The sequence below is a fragment of the Colwellia sp. RSH04 genome, from assembly GCF_003545765.1.
Taxonomy (GTDB): domain Bacteria; phylum Pseudomonadota; class Gammaproteobacteria; order Enterobacterales; family Alteromonadaceae; genus Colwellia.
In genome coordinates this window covers 321,779-344,393 of record NZ_QXIO01000004.1, presented here as the reverse complement: position 1 = coordinate 344,393, position 22,615 = coordinate 321,779, and the positions used below count along the sequence as shown (strand labels likewise).

Annotated in this window: 13 protein-coding genes; 9 read left to right on the top strand and 4 right to left on the bottom strand. The window is 37.6% G+C overall.

Features of this window, described 5'->3' with window-relative positions; all coding sequences use genetic code 11:
- Nucleotides 1–30: 30 nt before the first annotated feature.
- Nucleotides 31–1,188, bottom strand: a complete 1,158-nt coding sequence (locus tag D1094_RS09220; RefSeq protein ID WP_118959800.1) for an MFS transporter — start codon at nucleotides 1,186–1,188, stop codon at nucleotides 31–33.
- Between the two features lie 64 nt (nucleotides 1,189–1,252).
- Entirely contained in the window at nucleotides 1,253–3,691 is a 2,439-nt protein-coding gene (locus tag D1094_RS09215; RefSeq protein WP_118959799.1) for a TonB-dependent receptor, read from the bottom strand.
- Nucleotides 3,692–4,111: 420 nt separating this feature from the next.
- Here D1094_RS09215 and D1094_RS09210 point away from each other — a divergent pair, with 420 nt between their 5' ends.
- Together D1094_RS09210 and D1094_RS09205 are read left to right on the top strand one after the other, a co-directional pair.
- Complete coding sequence (locus D1094_RS09210; protein ID WP_118959798.1) at nucleotides 4,112–5,083, top strand: helix-turn-helix transcriptional regulator; 972 nt, start codon at nucleotides 4,112–4,114, stop codon at nucleotides 5,081–5,083.
- On the top strand, nucleotides 5,076–7,262 hold the full coding sequence (locus D1094_RS09205; RefSeq protein ID WP_118959797.1) for a M1 family aminopeptidase: 2,187 nt from the start codon (nucleotides 5,076–5,078) through the stop codon (nucleotides 7,260–7,262). Before D1094_RS09210 ends, D1094_RS09205 begins: the two co-directional genes overlap by 8 nt.
- A 293-nt stretch (nucleotides 7,263–7,555) precedes the next feature.
- On the opposite strand, the gene speB is transcribed toward D1094_RS09205, so the two are convergent.
- Both speB and D1094_RS09195 read right to left on the bottom strand, forming a co-directional pair.
- The gene (gene speB / locus D1094_RS09200) at nucleotides 7,556–8,539 is read right to left on the bottom strand and encodes an agmatinase (protein WP_118959796.1); all 984 of its coding nucleotides are present in this window, start codon (nucleotides 8,537–8,539) and stop codon (nucleotides 7,556–7,558) included.
- A gap of 6 nt (nucleotides 8,540–8,545) precedes the next feature.
- On the bottom strand, nucleotides 8,546–10,012 hold the full coding sequence (locus tag D1094_RS09195; RefSeq protein ID WP_259337885.1) for an aldehyde dehydrogenase family protein: 1,467 nt from the start codon (nucleotides 10,010–10,012) through the stop codon (nucleotides 8,546–8,548).
- Between the two features lie 243 nt (nucleotides 10,013–10,255).
- On the opposite strand from D1094_RS09195, the gene D1094_RS09190 reads away from it, so the two are divergent.
- From D1094_RS09190 to D1094_RS09160, 7 genes are all read left to right on the top strand, one after another.
- Nucleotides 10,256–11,683 (top strand): FAD-binding oxidoreductase, encoded by a 1,428-nt coding sequence (locus tag D1094_RS09190; RefSeq protein ID WP_118959795.1) that lies wholly within the window; start codon nucleotides 10,256–10,258, stop codon nucleotides 11,681–11,683.
- Nucleotides 11,684–11,781: 98 nt separating this feature from the next.
- On the top strand, nucleotides 11,782–13,239 hold the full coding sequence (locus tag D1094_RS09185; protein ID WP_118959794.1) for an NAD-dependent succinate-semialdehyde dehydrogenase: 1,458 nt from the start codon (nucleotides 11,782–11,784) through the stop codon (nucleotides 13,237–13,239).
- A gap of 53 nt (nucleotides 13,240–13,292) precedes the next feature.
- Nucleotides 13,293–14,570, top strand: a complete 1,278-nt coding sequence (gabT, locus tag D1094_RS09180) for a 4-aminobutyrate--2-oxoglutarate transaminase (RefSeq protein ID WP_118959793.1) — start codon at nucleotides 13,293–13,295, stop codon at nucleotides 14,568–14,570.
- 668 nt (nucleotides 14,571–15,238) lie between these two features.
- The gene (locus D1094_RS09175; protein WP_118959792.1) at nucleotides 15,239–16,216 is read left to right on the top strand and encodes a hypothetical protein; all 978 of its coding nucleotides are present in this window, start codon (nucleotides 15,239–15,241) and stop codon (nucleotides 16,214–16,216) included.
- A gap of 11 nt (nucleotides 16,217–16,227) precedes the next feature.
- A complete protein-coding gene (locus D1094_RS09170; protein ID WP_118959791.1) occupies nucleotides 16,228–17,961 on the top strand; it encodes a S8 family serine peptidase in 1,734 nt (577 codons plus the stop codon).
- Nucleotides 17,962–18,033: 72 nt separating this feature from the next.
- Nucleotides 18,034–18,567 carry a hypothetical protein gene (locus D1094_RS09165; RefSeq protein WP_118959790.1) on the top strand — a complete coding sequence of 178 codons (534 nt, stop codon included), beginning with the start codon at nucleotides 18,034–18,036 and terminating at the stop codon, nucleotides 18,565–18,567.
- A 32-nt stretch (nucleotides 18,568–18,599) separates the two neighbouring features.
- A complete protein-coding gene (locus D1094_RS09160; RefSeq protein ID WP_118959789.1) occupies nucleotides 18,600–22,565 on the top strand; it encodes an AAA family ATPase in 3,966 nt (1,321 codons plus the stop codon).
- The last annotated feature ends 50 nt before the right edge of the window (nucleotides 22,566–22,615 follow it).

Here is a 22,615-nt window from a genome sequence, read left to right as displayed (position 1 = left end):
GCTGATGACTTTTACCTTGTTAAAGGGGAACTAACGCACTGATTTATCAGCTTGTACCAAGAATATAGCACTTACTACAATTGCAATAGCGCCTAAACCGATTACATGGTTAAGTGAATAAATAGAGATAATTAATGCCGCAACGGGAGGGCCAATAACTAACCCGACTTTAAAAGCGGCAATACAAAACACAATTAAGCGACCAGAGTCATCTACATCATTAAATATTCCCATCATAATAGGAACTATGTAGCTCCAGAATATTTGGTAGATAATTGTAGCAAATCCATAAATTAGCAAAGCATTACTAGGCTTCATGTAAAATAAAGCGAGCAAACAAGGTAATTGTACTATAACAGTTAACCAAATGGCCGCAGGCCGACCAATACGTTCTACTGACCAACCTGAAAGCCAAGATCCTATAGCACTTATGGCAAAACCGATCCCTAATATTGTTCCTATTTCGCTAATGGATAAACCAGCTGCAACCCCTATCCTTTCCAAATAAGCCCAAATGGTCCCTTGGGCAAAGTAATAGAACACAACACCACTAAAAACCAACGAAGCAGAAAGCCAATGAATATTAGACGTTAAATTAACATTTGTTTGCTGCTTATTATTACTGGGGTAGGTAATTAGAGTTAATATTAAAGCGATAATCAAGGTAATATTGAAAAATTGAAAAACTCCAGAGAACCCCCAGATTTTAATAAAGTATGGCAGTACGGCGAATCCTACAGTGCCATATATTACTTGAATAGTAACCATATCACCGAATGCTTTATCAGGACTTTTTCTATCCCCTAACGCTGCTAATGCAATTGAATAACTAATACCACAGGCTAAACCGGCCACAAAACGAACAGCTATTAATAAATAAAAGTCATTAACCCAAGTGGTTGCCACGTTGGCAATAATAAAAATGACTAAACTTAAACTTACTAGCTTTTGCCAGTGGCATTTTCTCACCCAAAAATAAGCTGAGGTACTAGCGATTAATATACCGGCTACATCGCTGGCTGTTAAAAAACCAACTTGCTGAGTAGAAAATAACTGACTATCAGTAAACGCCCCTACCATTAAAGGCATTAAGGTAGTAACAGCGGCCCCCATCATGGCTACCATTAAAACAGCCCAATAGGACAAGTTATTTAGAATATCAATCGATTTGCTTTTTGTTATAATCATTATTCTCTCGATATAAAAAAGGCCTACATTATTAGGCCTTTTTATTTAATTACACAAATATGAATTAATCCATAAAGTTATAGGTAAAGTTTACACCTACTGTACGTGGTTGAGTGTATATTGAACGATGACCAAATGGATTACCCACTCGCTGGTAAGATGTTTCGCCGGCTTCATCCGTTAAATTATCCACCCAAGCGGTTATATTCCAATCGTCAAGCCCGTAACTAATAGAGGCATTTAGTACGATAAATGAATCAAACTTATATGGTTCTTCAATTTCACCATTTTCATCAGCATCTGCTCGACTGCTAAGTTGTTCGCCTACATATCTCGCACGTAAGTCTGTTGACATCCATCCTTCACCAATATCAGTATAATAATTAATGCTTGCGTTATGACGCCACTCAGGTGAACCGCCTAAATCTCCACCTTCATACCAAGTTCTACATTGCTGCCCTGGAGCATCTTCACCACCTTCAAAAATACATTTTGTTTTGGTATCGGTAAATTGCGCTTCTGAATTTGCACTACCCCATTTAACCGTCAAGTTGTCGGTAATATTGTAACGCAAATGAAACTCTACCCCGGTAGATTCTGATGATGGACCGTTTGCGGTACCATTTAACGGGAATATACCACCTAGAGTTTGACTGAAATAGGTTTGTGTATCTTCCCATTGAATTAAGAAAACATTTGCCTGCACGTATAAGTCATTATCAAGCATTGAGGCCTTATAGCCTAATTCGTAGTTGTTAGTGGTATCGGGGTTATAACGTTGGGTATCAGCAGATACTGTTAAGTCACCATCATCACGAAAACCGTTGGTACCGCCTCGGCGATAACCTTGGGAAGCAGTGAAATAAGCGAGTTTATCATCATCAAAATAGTAAGCAGTGTTAAACTTAAAAATAGACTCCGCAGATCCTTTATCAGTAGAGCTATCAAGTGTTGAGCCAATTGCTCCAGTGTAATCAGAGATATCTTTAACTGCTGTATCTTCCCAGTTAAAAAAGCGAGCTCCTACTGTTAATTGCCAGGCGTCTGTTACTTGGTAGCTGACTTCACCATAAATAGCAGTTTCTGTGTAATCAGATGCTATGTCTTCAAAATAGCCAGAATCAAGTTCAGTACGTTCAGGGTAATCTACAATAGGATCGGGTAACCAGCTAACATCTTGCTGTGCTTTATCTAACCCTGGAAAAATTTCCCAGAATTTTAAACTATTTTCACGATCAGAATAGTAAAATCCTGCAATCCATGATAATGGACTTTCGCCTTGAGATACTAGGCGTGTTTCGTGCTCAATACCTTTATATTCATTATCATACTTGATATAAGCTGACTCATTTTGAGAGTCAAAATCCATACCAGGAATCCAACCATAATAAGAAAAACCCTCAGCAAGGTAGTCGCCTTGACCGTCACGAATATCATCATAAGCGGCTGTTGAGCTTGTTAACATTGCGAAGCCGAAGTCATAAGAAAGTTCAAGAGAGGTCATTTCAAAAGTACGATCTGAAAACTCTTCAGAAACTGATTGCACAGTGTATTGATCAACTTGAAAAGGTGCTCCTTCACGATCATAACTACAATCACTAATACCTTCACAAGCTTCATCTACATCCCAGCGACTGGCGGCAGAAGTACCATGTGCAAGTTGGTCTTGATTAATATAAGACAGGTTTATACTAAATTTGTCGGTAGGCTTCCATAAAACCTGCACTCTTCCACTAGTTGTTTTTTCCCAGTCATCATCTTCCCACATGTCTCCTTCAACACCGTTTCCTGCGCGTTGTTCATCTTCAGTCCACCATACTGCATTCTTTATTCGATCAGTATATCCGTTATCATCTAAACGGTTGATATTAGCGCGCACTGCTAAAGTATCACTAAGGGGTAAGTTTAAAGTCAAATCAGTATCATGACTTAAACTACCTTCTTTACGTTGGTATAAGCTGGTATTAAAGTTAAATGTAAAAGCATCTAGCTCAGGTTTATTTGTAATATATCGTACTGTACCACCCAAACTACCACCACCATACAGTGTACCTTGAGGCCCAAGTAATGTTTCTACTCGGCTAACATCTTTTATACGATAAGCAATGTTTGGAAGAGGTGTAGAGTCTAAATAGTAGGCAAGTGTAGAAGAATAAAAGCGTTCTATATTGTTTGCGTTTACATTGGATACATTAAGTCCTCGAACAGTAACTGACTCAGCAAAACGTGCACTGTTTCCTGGTGCGCTAATCTCAACACTATCAGAAATTAATCGTTTAATATCTGTAATCCCTTTATTTCTAAGCTCTTCGGCACCCATAGCAGTTACATTCATGGGTATTTGGCTTGCTAAGTTCATTCTACCTGTTGCTGTTACCTCAATTACCTCGGTATCATCAAGTTTATTCTTCTTTTGAGAATCTTCTTCTGCTGAAATTGCAGTGCCTGCAAATAAACTGGCACCTATCAGTACTGCTAGTTTATTAAGCTTAAATTGTGACATGTTAACCTCTTTTTTTTATAGTAATGTGTAGTTAAATAGCATTAAGCGAAAAATTACTGCTGAGCTTAAAGCAATATGGTGATTGTAGAATCAACCACCAAAGCGTTAAGGTAAAATTAAATTCTATAGGCTAAGGCGATAGGTAAAATGAATTGAGGTATAACGTAACAAAATCAAACAGTTTTTAATAGGCTTAAAAAGTGTTAGGAGCCCCCTTTAACCTATCGCCTGAGGCGATATTTTCTACCATGATTTACCCATTTTTAATTGGTAGGTTATATCGTAGGAATAATTCGTATGTTGAAGTTCAAGGCTCAATCTTCCTTTATTCATAAGGGAGATGAAATAATAAAGGTAACTTGAATAAATAATGAACGGTAATCCTTATAAATTAATCAATAGCTATTAAGGTGAAATGTGATGATAGAAGTAATTAACCAACCGTTCAGCGTTAAAGGAATGCCACTATCGTTGAGAGAGACAGAAATTTTGTCTTGTTTTTCTACAGAAAAAAATAAGAAGCAAGCAAAAAGTATGACGTTATCTTCGTGGAGTAAACGCTTAGTTGAAACGACTTTTTCCATCGGAAAACCCAATTTTTATGCATTACTATCTTCATTACTTGAAGAGATAACTTATTTTGATGAAATTGTTATTCTTCATTTTAAGGTTAACCAAAAGCCAACGTTACTGTTACAAAAAAATATAATTAAAGGAGATGACTTTGAGAAGTATTTAAACTCAGCTCATGTACTTGATCCTTTTTACCGTATGGGCATAGATTATAAAACTAAAGGTTTTTTTAGGTTAAGTGACATCTCACCTAATGATTATTCTATATTTGAGTCTTACTATAATAGCTATTTCAGACACTTAAAAATAATTGATGAAATAGGGTATTTAATTCAGTTACCGGAACAAGGCGGATTCATCCATATTGAAATGGCAAACTTTGAAGGTTCACCACTTTTTTTAGCCTATAAATTACAGCAATTTTCTGAGTTATTTGAAACAATAGAAGAACTAGTCTGCCAACATTTACAATCTTATAGTTACGAAGAAGACAGTTGTGCTGAACATAATTACATTGAAGAATTTCATCGTCAATTTGCTACTAAAGTATGTACACCTCGTGAGCATGAAGTTGTGTTACTTATGTTGCAAGGATATTCAGTAAAATCAATGGCTCAAAAAATGTCTTTAGGTATTGAAACGATAAAAATGCATCGTAAAAATATTTATATGAAATTAAGTATCGGCTCACAACCTGAGTTACTTGCCTTATTCATTGATTTATTAGTCGTTACTGAGCCTCCTATATTAGATGACCCTTTATTATTGAAAATTGAGAAAGATAAAAAATCTGCTAGGGATGCGAGATTAGATGCATAATATAAAAATTTATTGTGTTTTATTTTTATTAGTGATGAGTTTGGATCTCGAGGCGGCGACTGACAATAAACCTCAAAATATAATTGAAATGTCACTAGGAAATAATGACGGGTTGCCTAATGACAGCTATTGGCAGCAAAAGCTTGATTACAAAATAATCGCAAAGCTCGAACCGAAAAATAAGTACTTAACAGCGAGCGCTGAAGTCACCTATTACAATAATTCTCCTACAGATCTACTTATTCTATGGTTTGAACTCCCTCAACAACGATTTAAAGAAGAAAAACAAAAAACATCAGAATCCAATGATATTGCGACTAAATACTTACAGGTTACAGATAAATATGGAACACCTTTAAAGGTAGTGTGGCGAGGTACTTTTTTTTCAATTGAACCCACTCAACCAATAAAAGCTCGCAGTGAGTTTGTGTTTCATTTTTCTTGGGATTTAACCTTGATAAATCGCAGTGATGCTTTACAACCCAGAAGCGGTTTTGAAACGTTTGACGAAGATAAATTTCTTTTCGGGGTTGCACAATGGTTCCCAAGAGCTGTTGCTTATAGTGCTGCAAGAGGATGGTCATTAACACCTTTCTTAGGTAAAGGTGAATTTAGTCTTGAATTAGCTGATTATGATGTAGAAATTAATCTGCCAAGTAATTATTTAGTATTAGCTACGGGCCAATTAAAAAATCCTGATACTGCCTTGTCAAAAAAACAATATAAACAATGGTTAACGCTAACCGATACGCCTGTTTTTATCTCTTCAAGTGTTGAAGAATCTAAAGGCAAATTAAAGAATGAAAATAAAAAGTGGCACTTTGAAGCATATAATGTCAGAGACTTTAGCTTTGCTGCGGGTAACAATTTAATTTGGCAATCACAAAAAATCAAGGTGTTAGATAAATCAATAAGACTTAATGTTTCCTATCCTGATAACGGCCGTTGGTTATGGCACCAATATGCTTTACCTGCTACTCGTCATTCAGTTAACTATTTAACTGAATTATTAGGTGTATTCCCATTTAAAACATTAAACGTGGTTAATATTACAGGTATCAGTATGGAATATCCTGGGATTAAATTTGTCGGATTTCGTGGTCCAAACGTTGAGGTTAATAAGGAAGAAATCAAATATACGCGTACTGAAAAATACGATGTTATTGGCGGCATCATTCATGAGGTTGCTCACAGTTATTTTCCAATGACTGTTAATACTGATGAAAGGTTGGAAGGTTTTTTTGATGAAGGTCTAACTAGTTACTTAAGTTATCTTGTTGAGCAAGCTTGGAATCCAAATTTTCAAAGTTTTTACGGTAAACCTTACCGTGTTTTTGAGGCAAACCACAAGGTAGATTACTCAGCACCTTATCAACTAGCGGATAAAGTAAGTAACAAATTAGATAGTCATTATCACGTTCCCGCTGTTGCGTTTAATGTATTAAATAAGTTAGTTCTAGAAAAACACAATTTTAATGAAATATTAGCGAATTTTATTAAACAGTGGCGGAGTAAAAGAGCTTATTTTAAAGATTTTGAGAACTTTGTTTCGGCGCAAAGTAATGAAAATTTACAATGGTTTTGGCATTATTGGTTCGAAACCAATAAACGTGTTGATTTATCTATTGATAATGTTGAGCTTATTTCTGCGAGTGAATCGATTGAATTCCCTACACATCAGACGCAACATAAGCATAAACCTCAGGAAAATATTGCAGCTATTAACTATGCTATTGTCAAAAATACTGCTGTTAGTGATCCAAGTCAGGCTAAATTGTTAGGAAATAGTTTTGAAGGATTGAACCTAAGTAAGCAAGATCAATATACTCATTTTAGTGACGATGTCGAATTAGCCGCTTTTCATTGGGAAATGTGTGCCTATAGTCAAATGAATAACTCACATCAAATACTATCTTCAGGCGTTAAATTTACAGTGAATAATATTGGCGGAATTCCTAGTCCGATAGAACTTAAGGTGATATTGAATAACGGCGAAAGTTTAAATAAAAAATGGCCGGTTGAATACTGGCTTATCAATATTGATAGTGTTAAAAGTAAAAAATCACTCCAGCTTGAATGGCTGTTTGAAAAAAATGTAAAAATAAAGTGTGTTGTGGTTGATCCTAGAAGAATGACAGGGGATACCCAAAGAGAAAATAATTATTATGCTGTACCGTAAAAAGATTGCAGTATTAGTTTTCTTATTATCGTTTGAACCTATACAAGCTGGCTTTAACCAAACTTTTAATCTTATATAATGTTCAAGCTTTCAAATGAAATTAATTATGACACGGTATATAGACAGTATTCCCTTACACACGTATACCTTTTCATTTTTGATGTTATTCTTTTCTTTGATAGTAAAAATGACAAGGCATATCACACGTATGCCTTGTCATTTAATCGTTAAATCTCTGCTCAGCCTTATCCCCCAAGGCTGTCAAATTCTACTTTATCCTAGCATCAATTTAGTTATCTGCGAATACAACCTGGAAAGCTACACAGCATTTCAAAAATCAAATTAGCCGCTAATAATGCAGTATTGCCTGATGTGTCATAAGGAGGTGATACTTCAACCAAATCAGCGCCAATTAAGTTAGTACCAAACATACCGCGAATAATCTCTAATGCTTGTGAAGAAGTTAACCCCGCTGGTTCAGGAGTACCTGTTCCCGGAGCAAAAGCAGGGTCAATACCGTCAATGTCAAAGGTTAAATAGGTCGGCATGCTATCGCCAATAAGGGTTCTAACTTCTGCCATAAGAGGGGTTAGTGATTTAAACCAACACTCTTCTGCTTGTACCACTCGCACACCGCGATCTATCGCCCATTGAAAATCATCAGAACTATAACCCGTTGCTCTTTGTCCTATTTGTACCATTTTATGAGGGTCGACTAAGCCTTCTTCAATAGCCCGTCTAAAAATGGTGCCATGACATTCTTTTTCACCAAACATGGTGTCGTTAATATCTGCATGGGCGTCAACATGAACTAGCGCCATAGTCCCATGTTTTTTATGTAAGGCGCGTAAAATAGGTAAACTAATAGTATGGTCGCCCCCCACAGTAACAGGTTTAATATTACACGCCATAATGTTGTCATAATGTGATTCAATAATATTAATTGACTTAGCTAAATTGAAAGTATTAATGGCAGCATCACCTATATCTGCAATTTGAAAACTATCAAATGGCGCTGCTTTGGTGTACATACCATAAGGACGAACTAATACTGATTCGTTACGCACTGAACGAGGCCCAAATCGTGTACCACTTCGATTACTGGCACCAATATCTAGGGGTACGCCAACAATACCAATATCCAATGTAGCGCTTTCTTTATTCATCAATTCACATGCCGGTAAACGAAACATTGTACTTGGACCCCCAAAACGAGGCATTTCGTTTCCACCCATAGGTTGATTTAATTGTATTGGGTTTTCTGTAGATTGAGTCATATATGTTTACCTTGTTGTAATAATAGCTTTAGTTTCTAGAAACTCATCAACCCCGAGCTGGGTAAATTCTCGACCATTACCTGATTGTTTATAACCTCCAAAGGGAGCCAAATAGTTAAATTCTCCCCCGTTGATCATACATTGGCCGGCACGAATTTTTTTTGCGATGGCTATTGCTTCGTAATCATCTTTGGCAAAAACAGCAGACGAAAGGCCGTAAGGGGTATCGTTAGCAATATCAATGGCTTCTTCTATAGTTTGATATGGAATCATGCAAAGTACAGGACCAAAAATTTCTTCTCGGGCGATACGCATATTATTATTAACATTAGAAAAAATAGTTGGTTGTACGTAATAGCCCGTCGTTAAGTGATCAGGTATTTCAACACCACCACAGACTAATGTTGCGCCTTCTTCCAGCCCCAATTTTATATAATTGAATATTCTTTGTTGATGGGTTTTTGAACTGATAGGGCCAAGAAAGGCATCTTCATTTGTGCCGATAATTAATGATTGAGCAACTGATTTAGCTAATGAAATCGCTTTTTCATACAAGTGTTGAGGCACCAGCATCCTAGATAAAGTATTACAACTTTGGCCACTATTAAGCATTACATCTTCAACGCCGTATTGGATGGCTTCTTTTAAAGGGGCATTTTGAGTAATGATAAATGGAGATTTACCTCCTAGCTCTTGCATCACTCGTTTTACGGTTGGAGCTGCAGATTGAGCTACTTTAATGCCTGCTTGAGTAGAGCCAGTAAATGAAACCATATCCACATCTTTATGCCGACTCAGCGCGTCACCTACCACTTGTCCTGTGCCCGGTATTAAGTTGAATATACCTGCGGGTAAATCATATTCTGCTAATACTGAAGATATGATTTCTGCCATGATAAAATCTTGCCAAGGCGTTTGCTCAGAAGGTTTGACTACCATAGTGCAGCCTGCAGCAAGGGCTGCTCCTACTTTGCCAATAAATTGGTGTAATGGAAAATTCCAAGGATTAATAAATGCACATACACCGATCGCTTCTTTTAAAATCAAGCACTTATCACCTTGTTCAGATGTTTCAGTGACTTGACAATGATCTGCAAATAGCCCCATGGCGTATATTGCACCTTCAACTTGTAACCAGCTTGCAATATGCTCTGGACAGCCCATGGTTTGTGAAATAGCCCTTGTTAGCTCATCTTTTCTAACTTCCATTTTTGAGGCTATTTTTTTTATCACTTGTCTACGCGTTTGAGAAGAGCAGTTTGAAAAAATAATAAAGGCTTTTTTCGCCGCAGCCACGGCTTGATTAACATGTTCGATATTCCCACAAGCCGAATGCGCAATAATTTGCTCAGTAGCCGGGTTGATTACTTCAATGCTTTCACCAGCAGTGTTGTCAATCCACTGCCCATCAATATATAGCTGGTTTAAATTTAAACTCTTATTTGGCATGGCGTCATAAGTCTTATTGTGCATCTGAACTTGAACCTTCTTAACTTAAATTCTTTATTCATTAATTATATAAAGTGAGAAAGTTATTGCTCCCCCCATAAGGGGGACTTTTTAGTTAACAGGTAGTTTGAGGGGGACTTATTTTTATGACCTTAAAAAGGTTAGCCACCTATTTGGGGGATACTTTGATTAATCTTATTTTGTAATAGTTTACTCATTAAAATTATGGCGATGAATAATCAATAAATATTATCCGAGTATTGTTATATGAGTAATCAGTTAAATACACAGACACTAAAATCTCAACAAGCATTGTTAAAAACAAAGTTTTTTCCATATTGGTTAGATGATAAATCAGCACCTGAGCCAGAACCTTATTTAAATGAAAATATTAAATGCGATTTACTTATCGTCGGTGCAGGGTTTAGTGGATTATGGGCTGCAATTCATGCTAAAGAAGCCAATCCAGAGCGTGATGTTGTCATCATTGAAGCTAACTCTATTGCTATTGGTGCCTCAGGAAGGCCCGCCGCAATACTATCTACCTCTGTAATGCATGGTTTAGTCAATGCTTCACGGTTGTTTCCTGATGAAATGGATGAATTAGAGCGCCTTGGTAAAGAAAACATGGATTGTTTTAAAGAAACTATTGAACGCTATAACATTGATTGTGATCTGGAGTGGGGCGGAGAGTTAACAGTAGCCATTGGTGAAGAAGGTATACCTGATATAGTTAGCGAACATGAACTCTATGAAAAATTTGGTCATGATGCCCATTTACTTGATAAAGAAGCCATAAATAAGGAAATTAACTCGCCTTTATTTCATGGGGGTTTATGGTCAAAAAAAAGAAGCGGAACTGTGCATCCTGCAAAATTAGCTTGGGGACTAAAAAGAGTTGCTTTAGATTTCGGTGTTCGTATTTATGAGAACACCCCCTTAGAAAGCTCCACGTATCTAAACCCAAAGGTGTTAGTTTTAACTCCTAAGGGCACAGTAACTGCGAATAAAGTTTTGTTGGCAACCAACGCTTTTGCTGCTGGCAATAAAAAAATAAGTCAAAGAGTATCAGCTATTCGAGATCGTATAGTCGTAACAACTCCATTAACGGATCAACAAATGGAAACTATAGGTTGGAAAAATCGCCAAGGGATTTATGACACAAGGACACAGCTAAACTACATGCGATTAACTGCCGATAATCGCATTTTATTTGGTGGGCGTTTGGGATATTTTTTTAATAATGAAACGGATCCTAAAGAAGACAAAATTGCTGATAATTATTATCGATTGGTGGAAAACTTTTATCAAACATTCCCCACTTTAAAAAATATCAAATTTTCACACGCCTGGAGTGGTCCTATAGCATTAACCACACGAATGGCTGTGCATTATCAGCATTATTATCAAGGTAACATGATATATGTCGGGGGGTATTCAGGTTTTGGGGTTACGGCATCAAGATTTGGTTCAAGAGTGGGTCTTGCTATCTTAGATAAAACAGGCGCTCCTGAGACTAAACTAAGGTTTGCTACTTCATTACCGGGCTATATTCCACCTGAACCTTTCCGTTGGATAGGTGCAAAAATTACAATGTATGCACTTGATACTTTAGATGAAAAAGGCGGCTGGCGTAAGCCTTGGATGCGCATGGTTGAAAAAATGGGTTTTCCTGTCACTCAAAATGAGCAGTAATTAATTTATAAATGTAATCATGCTCGGTCTATATAAAATTAAAAGATTATTATTTTTCGATCTCAATAAGCTTTATAGAAATTATTCTGGAGTTAAACATGCAAGGTATTAAAGATAAGCAACTATTGAAGAATTTTTCTTATATCAATGGCAGTTGGCATAAAAATGAAACTAACTTTGATGTCACTAATCCCGCGACAGGTGAGCTTGTCGTTAGTGTGAGTAATGCCGGTGTTGCGGAAACAGAACTTGCGGTAAAAGCGGCTAGGTCGGCTTTAAAAATGTGGTCTGAAAAATCATCGAATGAGCGTGCGTCTCTTTTGCGTCATTGGTTTAATTTGATGATGGAAAACCAAGATGATTTGGGGCGGATATTAACTCTAGAGCAGGGTAAACCTTTGGCAGAAGCTAAAGGAGAAATTGGTTACGGAGCTTCTTTTATCGAATGGTTTGCTGAAGAAGGTAAACGTGTATATGGCGATGTTATCCCTGCACCATCGAATGATAAAAACATTATTGTTATTAAACAGCCCGTTGGTGTTGTCGCTTCAATAACGCCTTGGAACTTCCCCAATGCGATGATCGCGCGTAAAGCTGCTGCAGCATTAGCCGCGGGCTGTACTTTTATTGTTAGGCCTTCTGAATATACGCCATTATCGGCACTCGCGATGGCTGAATTAGCAGAGCGAGCGGGCATTCCTGCGGGCGTGTTTAATGTTGTTGTAGGTACTGATGCCAAAGGTATGGGGAAAATATTAACTCAACATCCCGATATAGCTAAATTCACCTTCACAGGCTCTACCGCTGTAGGCAAAACACTAATTCAACAATGCGCCACTACCGTTAAAAAAGTCTCTATGGAATTAGGAGGCAATGCACCTTTTATTGTTTTTAATGATGCTGATATTGATGCGGCGGTTAAAGGTGGCATAGCTTCGAAGTATCGTAATGCCGGTCAAACCTGTGTCTGTACTAACCGTGTTTTTGTTCAGCAGGGCGTATTGAAAGAATTTACTGAGAAGTTTGCGCTTGCAGTAAACGCACTAACGGTAGGTAACGGTTTAACTGAAGGCATAGACATAGGGCCGATAATTTCAGAAAAAGCGGTCAATGATGTTGAAAAGTTAGTATCAGACTCAATTGCTGCGGGTGCTACTGTTCATATTGGAGGCGCAAAACACTCAGCAGGGATAAACTATTATCAGCCAACCATTTTAACCAATGTCACTAATGATATGCCAATTGCGGCGAATGAAATTTTTGGTCCTGTTTCGCCCATTATTGCTTTTGATACCGAAGAAGATGTTATCGAAATGGCCAATGACACGGAATATGGATTAGCAGCATATTTTTACACTAGAGATATAGGCACCATTTGGCGAGTAGCTGAAGGCCTAGAGTTTGGTATGGTAGGCATAAACGAAGGCATTATCTCTAATGCGGCAGCACCTTTTGGTGGCGTTAAGCAATCAGGTAATGGGCGTGAAGGTTCAAAATATGGTTTAGATGATTATCTAGAAATTAAGTATTTGTGTATGGGTGGCCTAAACAAATAGTCGCAGCATAAATATTTTATAAATTTTGAATGATAAAGAATTAGGTGAATGTGATGAATAATGAAAAATTACAAGCAAGAAAAACGCAAGTGATTGCTCGCGGACAAGGCAACGTATATCCGGTATATGTAGAGCATGCTAAAAACGCTGAAATTTGGGATGTTGAAGGTCAACGTTATATTGATTTTGGAACAGGTATTGCCGTATGTAACACCGGCCATAGTCATCCAAAAGTTGCTGCTGCGGCAAAAGCGCAAATTGATAAATTTAGTCACACATGTGTGATGGTCAATCCGTATGAAGTAGCCGTAGAGTTAGCAGAAAAATTGACAGATATAGCACCCGGAGATTCAGAGAAAAAAGCCATTTTTGTGACTACTGGAGCTGAAGCAGTTGAAAATTGTGTGAAAATCGCACGCGCTCATACCGGGCGCCGAGGCGTTATTGCTTTTAATGGTGGTTTTCATGGTCGTACAAATTTGACTATGGCATTAACAGGTAAAATTACTCCGTATAAAAATTTATTTGGCCCTTTTCCTGGAGATATTTTTCACGCACCATTTCCTATAGAATGTCATGATATTACCGTTAAAGAATCACTTAAAGCAGTAGAAAACTTATTTAAAGTCGATATTGCCCCAACGGATGTTGCTGCCATAATTGTTGAACCAGTGCAGGGCGAAGGTGGTTTTTATCAAGCGCCTCCTGAGTTTTTACAAGCGTTACGTATCCTTTGTGATCAACACGGAATTGTTTTAATTGCCGATGAAATTCAAACAGGCTTTGGTCGTACCGGAAAAATGTTTAACTTTGAATACTCGGGTGTTGAACCTGACTTAATTACTATGGCTAAAGGTATTGCCGGTGGCTTTCCTATTGCTGCGGTTGTCGGTAAAAGTGACATTATGGATGCACCTTTACCTGGCGGCTTAGGCGGAACTTATGGCGGTTCTCCGGTTGCCTGTGCTGCAGCATTAGCGGTACTCGATATTATTACAGAAGAAAACCTTATTCAGCGTGCAAATGACATTGGCGAAATATTCAACCAGCGATTATCAGCGCTTAAAACTCAGCACCCTGATTTAATTTTAGAGGTGAGAAACACTGGTTCAATGATCGCCATGGAGCTCATTGAAAACGGTGATGCAGAGCAACCAAATATCGCGTTAACGCAAGCGATTATCGCTAATGCAGCAAAGTATGGTTTAGTGCTATTAGCGTGTGGCTTCTATGGCAACGTGATCAGGTTTTTACCGGCATTAACTGCAAGTAACGACATTATTGAGGAAGGCCTGGTTAAGTTTACTGAACTGTTTAATAAAATATCTTAGTAAAGCATCAACCTACTAATCTCTGTTTAAGTTTTTACATATGGTTAGGGGGATCTCTCAGTTGAATTATTAAACAAAGATAAACACGCCCTAGTATATAAATATTCAGTTTTTATATTTTTCAGATAAAAAACTGTTATGTATTTAAGCCGATTGTTTTATTGCTATATTTCACTGTTGGATCGAAAGTGAGTTAGGTTATTCACTTTAATTTCGTTTTTAATTTGAGTGAATGAAATTTTTGGTCACAACCTGGTCACAGAGCTTATTTTATACGAAAACGGTCACAGGGGGGAGCGGTCATATTGAAGGCTATTGTTTAATAATGGCTTTTTCTTTTAATCTTAAGGACTTCGCTGCTTTCATATAATTTGGCTAATGCTACATAATTCAAGTTAGCTGAAGCAATGTCCCATTATTGTCCCTTGCCAAGCTTAAATCAACTAAATTTTTAGTGGGGATAAAACAAGAAAATACTCATCCTATTCATTTTAAGAAAAAAGATAATTTATAGTTACTCCTCTATTATTTTCAAATAACGATTTGGCTTTCTGAAGCTTTAACTAAATAACCTCTACATGTGACAGATATTGTCAAATCATTTGATTCAATAAAACTCAGTCGGCGGAATACTTTCGTCAAAACGTAACAAAACTGAGGTATATATAATGACAGTTATCAAGTCATCTATTTTATTAATTACTCTGCTAACCTTATCTGCCTGTGGAGGTGGTGGAGACAGTTCCAACCCATCTAACGATTCGGGTAATTCCGGTAACAACACTCCATTACCTGCAACTCTGCAATTAGCAAGCGAGCAAATACCAATTTCGTTTCAAGAATTAGAATATGCAGAACTCACGTTTAATTTGCAAGGGGTTGAAGGTACGCTCGACGTTACTGTTGAACATGATTACTTGCCTGAGGGGGCTTTAATTGAAACGTTGATTAATGACTCAATGGTTACTTTGAAGGTCTTTATTGGTAATGAGGAAATGCACAACCAAGTATCTACAGTAAAAGTAACCATTGAAGATCACCGCTCTACTACTAATCAATCGGTTATATGGGAAGGCGCAATTCCAATTCTAAATGTTTCTGGTGATGCCGAATATGAACGATTGAACGCTATTGGTCAGGCTGCCCAAGCCTATGCTGAATTATCTGAAGAACAAAAGTTAGTTGAGAGATTAGCCCAACTAGCGCAGTTAGTTGATGCATCTACTCCTATCAATCAACAACTCGAACTCATTAACCGGATAAAGCAAGTGATAAGCAATGACGAGTATTCAGCATTGTTAGGTGAGGCGAACAGTATGCTCGATAAACATTCACAACAATATCTCAATGGCGAAATTAGTGAAACAAAACTAAGTGAAGTAACACAGTCTTTTGATACCGCTATTGCAGAATACAGCCACGCAGCACATTTGGTTATTCAAGAAGCGATAGCGGCAACTAATGGTGAAGTCACTGAATATGAATATCAAGGTGCACATCTGACTAAAAGCAACCTTAAGTTTTCCTCTTTTATTGGAAACCAGTCTCTAGGCGAATATCAAGATGATAAGTGGGTATTCAATTCCAAATATATATTATTAGAACCAATCGCAACTCCTGAATTAGAAACTTGTAACGCAGAATAAGGAAAACTCCCATGAAATTATTAACATCAGTTTTATTATCAACCTTTTTAATTGTTAGTACCGCCGTATCAGCTGAATCTGTTCGCTTGGTCATAAGTAGTGATATTAGCACTACACTAAATCATGCTAAAAGCGCCTCTGCTGTTAGTACTGGCTGCTGCGTTACATCAAAACTGAATGACGCGAAATGGTGCTTACCTGACATGCATCAGATGAAAGCCCAAAGTTCAACCCCATCAGTGAGTAAAAACAGCGGTATTGTAGTTTTTGAAGTTGACAACCAAGGGTACTCGGCAAAACAGATTGCTGATTATTTTAATCAAGATGGTCGCTTTGGTTTAGTTGAAGTTGACGTGCCTATTTCTGCGCATAGTTTTAGGCCAAATGATCCTCAACATAGCTCACAGGAAGCGTATTTTACGTCTTCAGATTATTCTAGTTCTGGTTCAAATATTTATGGTTTGTGGGATGCATTAGGTCAAGACGTTGTGATAAATAAAAATGACGCGATCGACATTGTAGTCATGGATTCTGTCTTTGAAGAGCACCGTGACTTAACGTACTTTGACGGGCGTAATTTCTCTACCACAGCACTTGAACAAGGTGGTGAACCACAGTCGCGTTCTGATGATTTTACACCTCCAGTTGAAACAGCGGAATTACATTGTGATGCTCATGGACTAGGTGTAGCCAGTGCAATAGGCGCAAATATAGATAACAGCACAGGGAGCGCAGGTTTAACTAACAACGCAAACATTTATGCGATTAGAGTATTAACTTGTGGAAATGGTTTTTTAAGTGATGCTTCAGAGGCGTTGCATTGGTTGGCTGGCAAGTCGGTTGAGGGGGTAACACTCTACCAAGGCAAGCCAGGAGTTGTAAATATGAGTATTGGAGGGAACAGCGGAGCTTGCCCTAAATATATGCAAAATGGTGTAGATGCAGCTATTGAAGCAGGTTTTACTTTAGTGGCTTCGTCAGGAAATGACAGTATTAATGCTGCTCAAAATACGCCATCTAATTGCGAAGGTGTTTTAAGTGTGGGTGCCATTAATGAATCAGGTGAACTAGCTGATTTCAGTAATTTTGGTAGCTCTGTTGATGTGGTAGCACAAGGCATAGATATTTTAGGTTACTGCAATAGTGACAACGATAATGCATGTTGGTGGGATGGTACATCATTTTCAGCACCTCTAGTAGCTGGTGGTTTAGCGATAATAAAGCAAGCAACCGGTGCTAGTAACGAAGAGTTAACTGCCGCACTTAAAATATCTTCAAGCTCAGATAATTTGAGTGCTGATTGTCAGACGGGTCTTTGTGGTCAAGGGCTACCAGATTTTGCAAAGGCATTAGAAATCAGTCAAGGCCTGGCATCAGGTACATTGCACTCTATTGAGTTTGCGCTAAATGAAAGTGACGTTTGCGAGCAAGCGTGGTTCATAGACTATTTTGGTGGTAAGGCACGCATGTGTGAACTTTTCAAAGTCAGTTTCTACGGTGGTTATATCGGTAGCAATATGTCTTACCAGCTGTTTTCAATCAATGTTGACAGTACGTGGAATAGCAGTGAAGAAGTGAGTGAAGGCATATTTGATAAAGGCACTGCAATGTTAAGCGGTTTAGATATAACCAATAAAAAATACGGTTTTAAAGTATGCCAAAGTGGACTCTGCGGTAGAATTATTGAGATGGATATAAGCGGTGCAAATGATGAAAATCGTCCAGCTGGATGTAAAGAGCATTAACTCGCTATATTGCTCCTAATAACCTTTTCTGTGTGCCAAGGATGACCGCTCTATTTTCCATAGGTAATAATGATGAAATCTATATTAAAACTTGTGTTGTTTTTTTTCTTTTTTCCTATTCATGTTGTGATTTCATTTTTAGCGCGACACAGCCAAAAGACTTGTGAGCAATCGCTGTATGATGAAAGCAACTTTTTAAACGATGAAATAGAGCAATTGGAACGAGAACTTGATGATGAAAACCCTGCCTCTATTAATATCACCGAAATAACTCAGAAAAAAAGATCTAAGTGGACGCTTGAAGACGAGACGAAATGGCAAGCAGAAAACCAACGAGAAACTGAATATTATGAAAACCATGTGCTAACTCATGAATATTTCAAAGAAAAGGGTATCGCCCCTATTCCTTGGGATTCCTTTTTTGGCACTGATGAATGGGATATACCTAGTCAGGCTATTTACGAACTGATCGAGAAAGAAAAAGAAGGCAAGCTCATTATCCCTGAAAATACAGAAGACAGAAAACGTTTACGCCAAAACCTTGAAAAAGAAATATTTGAGTATGAGCAAGCTGCACTTATAAAAAACAATCAAAAATATCCATAAAATAAAGTAATTAAGCGCTATTAACTGTAGATATGACAAAAACTGTCAAATCAATTGTTACCTTTGAGCATGAAATAACAAAAGATCTCGGAGTAACGATGGACATTAAACAATTAGATACTTATTTACTAAACGCTTTAGCTCAATACTGTGGAAGAAATCCAGAATTATTCCAAAAAATCAGAACAAAAGATGATGAAGGTCTATATCAGGCATGTGCATTGACAATACTTCATGCATGCAAGTTTATGCCAAAATCGATCGCTGATAAGTTTGTTTTTAACATTAAACCTAAAGCACCTTTTGGCTTTGATTTTGATTTTAAAAAAGAGATACCGTTAGAGAAAGAAGAAGTTAGTGTTGCCATGAAAAAAGCAACAATAGAAATAGAGTCATATTTTTGGGAGTTTAATGCATCCAGCTTTATTAAAATTGTCAGAAACGCTGTCAATAAAGTGCCTAAGCAAGGAACAAAGTTCTCTGCAATTAATGCCATTAATAAAGTGATATACGAGCTGGATGAACATCAAAATGAACTAAAGCGTCAATATAACAATGGTTATGGTGAAATAATTCCTTTCGATGAGGCACCTGGTTTTGAAGAAACTCTTATTATAGAGGACACTCCTTATGCTCCTGAAAATGGCAGTTGGGCACAAGGTTTTATTGATACTCCAATCCTATTTGATATGTCTACAAGGGAGTTTTTATCTCATTCCGCAATTGAAATGAAGCAGCTGATCAATCAGTCATGCTGGACAGCTTGTGCTGAATCGATAAAAGAGGGGTTGTTAACTACAACATTAAATGCCAAAACTACGAGTCATGACGGTAAGGCTATCTCTAAAAAGCTCTCGACTGTGACCCCATCATTGTTATTAACATCTATATTTGGTTCGCCATTAATGATTGAGTTTTTTGCTACTGCATTTGGCATAAATAAAAATGAAGTACAATTTCCACCAAACATATACAGCCAACGTGCAGAGTTGATGAATTATGTAGAGACTAAAACCTTTGAGTCTAATGAAAATGGCCAGAGAAGAGAAATTAATTGGTTGGCGAAAGCTGAAGAGCAAAAGTCACTATTGACTTTAACAAACGAGTGTCAGGCTTTTTTAGGGGCATTCTTTAGTGAAAGAAATGATGAATCATTGCACAAACGTATGAATTATTTAACTAAAGAAAACAGCTGGCGCACTATAGGCAAAGAACTTGGGCAGTTTATTAGGCTCAATACGGGAAATAGACAGTCTAAAGTTCAAAAGCTCTCGACAGTAAAGTCGATAAACTACCAATTAAATAGTCAGGTGTTAGGGCAACCACAAGCGGTTGAATCAGTCTGTAATGCAGTATCTTCAATGCTATTCAAACAATCTGACACGCATCTTGGCGTTTCTACTTTCTTAGGTACAAGTGGTGTAGGAAAAACTTTCCTAGCTGAAAAATTAGCTGAAGCCTTGAATCTAAATATGAATGTAGGCTATACCACTAAAGTTATTAACATGGAGCAATACATTGAAGTCAAAGACGTAATGAAACTCTGGGGTTCTGGATCTCAATATGTAAATTCTGAAATGGGGGAGTTGTCGATGGCTGTGGCAAAACAACCAAGACAAATAATTGTATTTGATGAAATTGAAAAAGCGCATCCTGCACTAGTTCAGTCGCTGTTAACGCTTATTGATAAAGGTAAGGCAAAGGATAGAACTAGCCAACAAGAGGTTGATTTTTCATTGTGCTATTTTGTCTTTACCACGAACCTAGGTAGTCAGACAATTGGACGCCTAAATGACCTTGAAGTCGATGTGGAAGACTTATTGTCAAACACTGCAAGCCATAGCTCATTATCGTCTGAAATGGTTAACCGTCTAGCTGCCGGAAATATTGTCTTATTTAAACAGCTAAGTGCAGTTGAAATGATTCGATTAGCAAGTACAGCTAAAGATGCCTTTATTCGAACAAGCGCTGTTGATTGGTGTGGAAAATTACCAGAGCTAATGATTGAAACCCTAGGAGGTGAAGTAACCCCCCGAAATATCAAGACACAGGCAGAAAAATTAGAAAATACTATCCTATCAAAGGCTATGAATATTTTGCCTGAAGAAAATTTTTCGAAATTAGATAATATATCAGTCTCTGTTCTTGAAGATGTAGCGAAAGAAAATAAAAAGATAATACTTTTTTCTAACGATAAACCATTGTGTGACTTTATTAGTGAAAAAGGCGTTACATGTCTGTCAACTAATTCAGTTGATGATATTGAATTTGGTTTATGTATACCAGCAGATGGCTATATTTTTGACGAAAAATCAATAACAATTCCTCCTCAGCACTTAATTACTTTATTAAAAAATAACCCAGATAGCCTATGTTTTGGTCTGTTCAAAAACAGCGAAAGTGTATTAGCTAAGTGCAACTATCATGAAAATATATTTACGCATTATTTTATTATCCCTAGACGAACTAAGCGCATTATCAATGAACTTTTAGCGGAAACAACGCGAGAAATTCATCTAATAAATAACCTCACACAGCAAATGTCACGCAATATGAAAGCTAATTATTGCATTGAAGTGACTGAAACTGATAATGGCGTTAAAGCGCTATTTAAGGGCTTTGAGTATAGGTGCGCCATTGGCCAAGACGACTTCTTGCCATTCTTAACATTTGATGGTGCGCCAAACGTTAGCTTTAATGATGTGCAAGGCCTCGATGGTGCAAAACAAGACTTGAAGCTCGTCTCTAATGCGATGAACAACACTGATTATCTTAAAAACCGTAATACTGAAATTCCTAAAGGATGTGTTTTTTCTGGTCATCCTGGTACAGGAAAAACCATGCTTGCAAAAGCATTAGCGACAGAATGTGATGTGTCATTTTTTAGTGTCAATTCAGCAGACCTTCTTGGCGGAAACCCTGTTCAGAACATTAATGATTTATTTGATGTTGCTGAAAAAAATGCACCAGCTATTTTATTCCTCGATGAAGTTGACGCAATTGCTCAAAGTCGAGAAAAAGGCTCTGAGTTAACTAGAATGGCGGTTAATACATTATTGGTTAGATTAGACGGCTTTAAAAGTACAGAGCAGCCAGTATTTGTCGCAGCGGCGACTAATCACCCGCAATTACTAGACCGAGCATTATTACGTTCTGGTCGTTTGGAAAAGCACATATACTGCGACTTACCAAACGGAGACATTCGAAAGACGTACATTAAGCAGCATCTTAATGCATCAAATTGCCAAATCGATGATCAGTCATTATCAGAATTAACTAAGATGACCTCAGGTTGCAGTATCGCGGTATTGGCACGCATCATTCGAGAATCGTTCTATACCGAAATCAAAACTGAAATACCATGGAGTGTCGACATGTTAATTGAAGAAGTTCGAACGGCTAAATTTGGTGATATCCGAACGGATATGACCCAAGCAAAAGCAGATATTAAATCAACCGCATACCATGAAGCTGGGCACCTTGTGGCTCACAAGATTTTATTTCCAGAAGCCAAAGTTGAATTAGCCAGTGTTCAGCCTAGAGGTGCAGCACTAGGTATGATCGTACCCGGTGAAAATGCTTCAACAGGTAGTATCAACAAGCGCAGGATTAAACATCACCTACAAGTCTTGCTTGCAGGGCTTGCGGTTGAACACCTAAAAGGTTTTGTCGGGGATGATAGTTTATCTGGTGCTTCTGATGACAGAATGAAAGCAACCAACTTAGCAAAACGAGCAATCACTGAGTGGGGCATGTCAGACCTATTTGGTTTAGCAATACCCTCTCAACTTGCTATGACACCGAGTGATATAACGACGGAAGTAAATAGCTGGTTGTCCGAAGCGTTTGATAGCGTAACCATGCTCCTTGAGGATAACAAACAACTACTCACAACGGTTGCTGAAACCTTAATTAAGCGGGAAACATTGAATTCAACTGAGATAGATGAGTTGTTTTTAAATAGAAGTGATGCACAAATGATTCAGCTAGCTAGTTAACTATAGACTATTAGACGTAGACCAACAAAATCACATCAATCCACATTAGG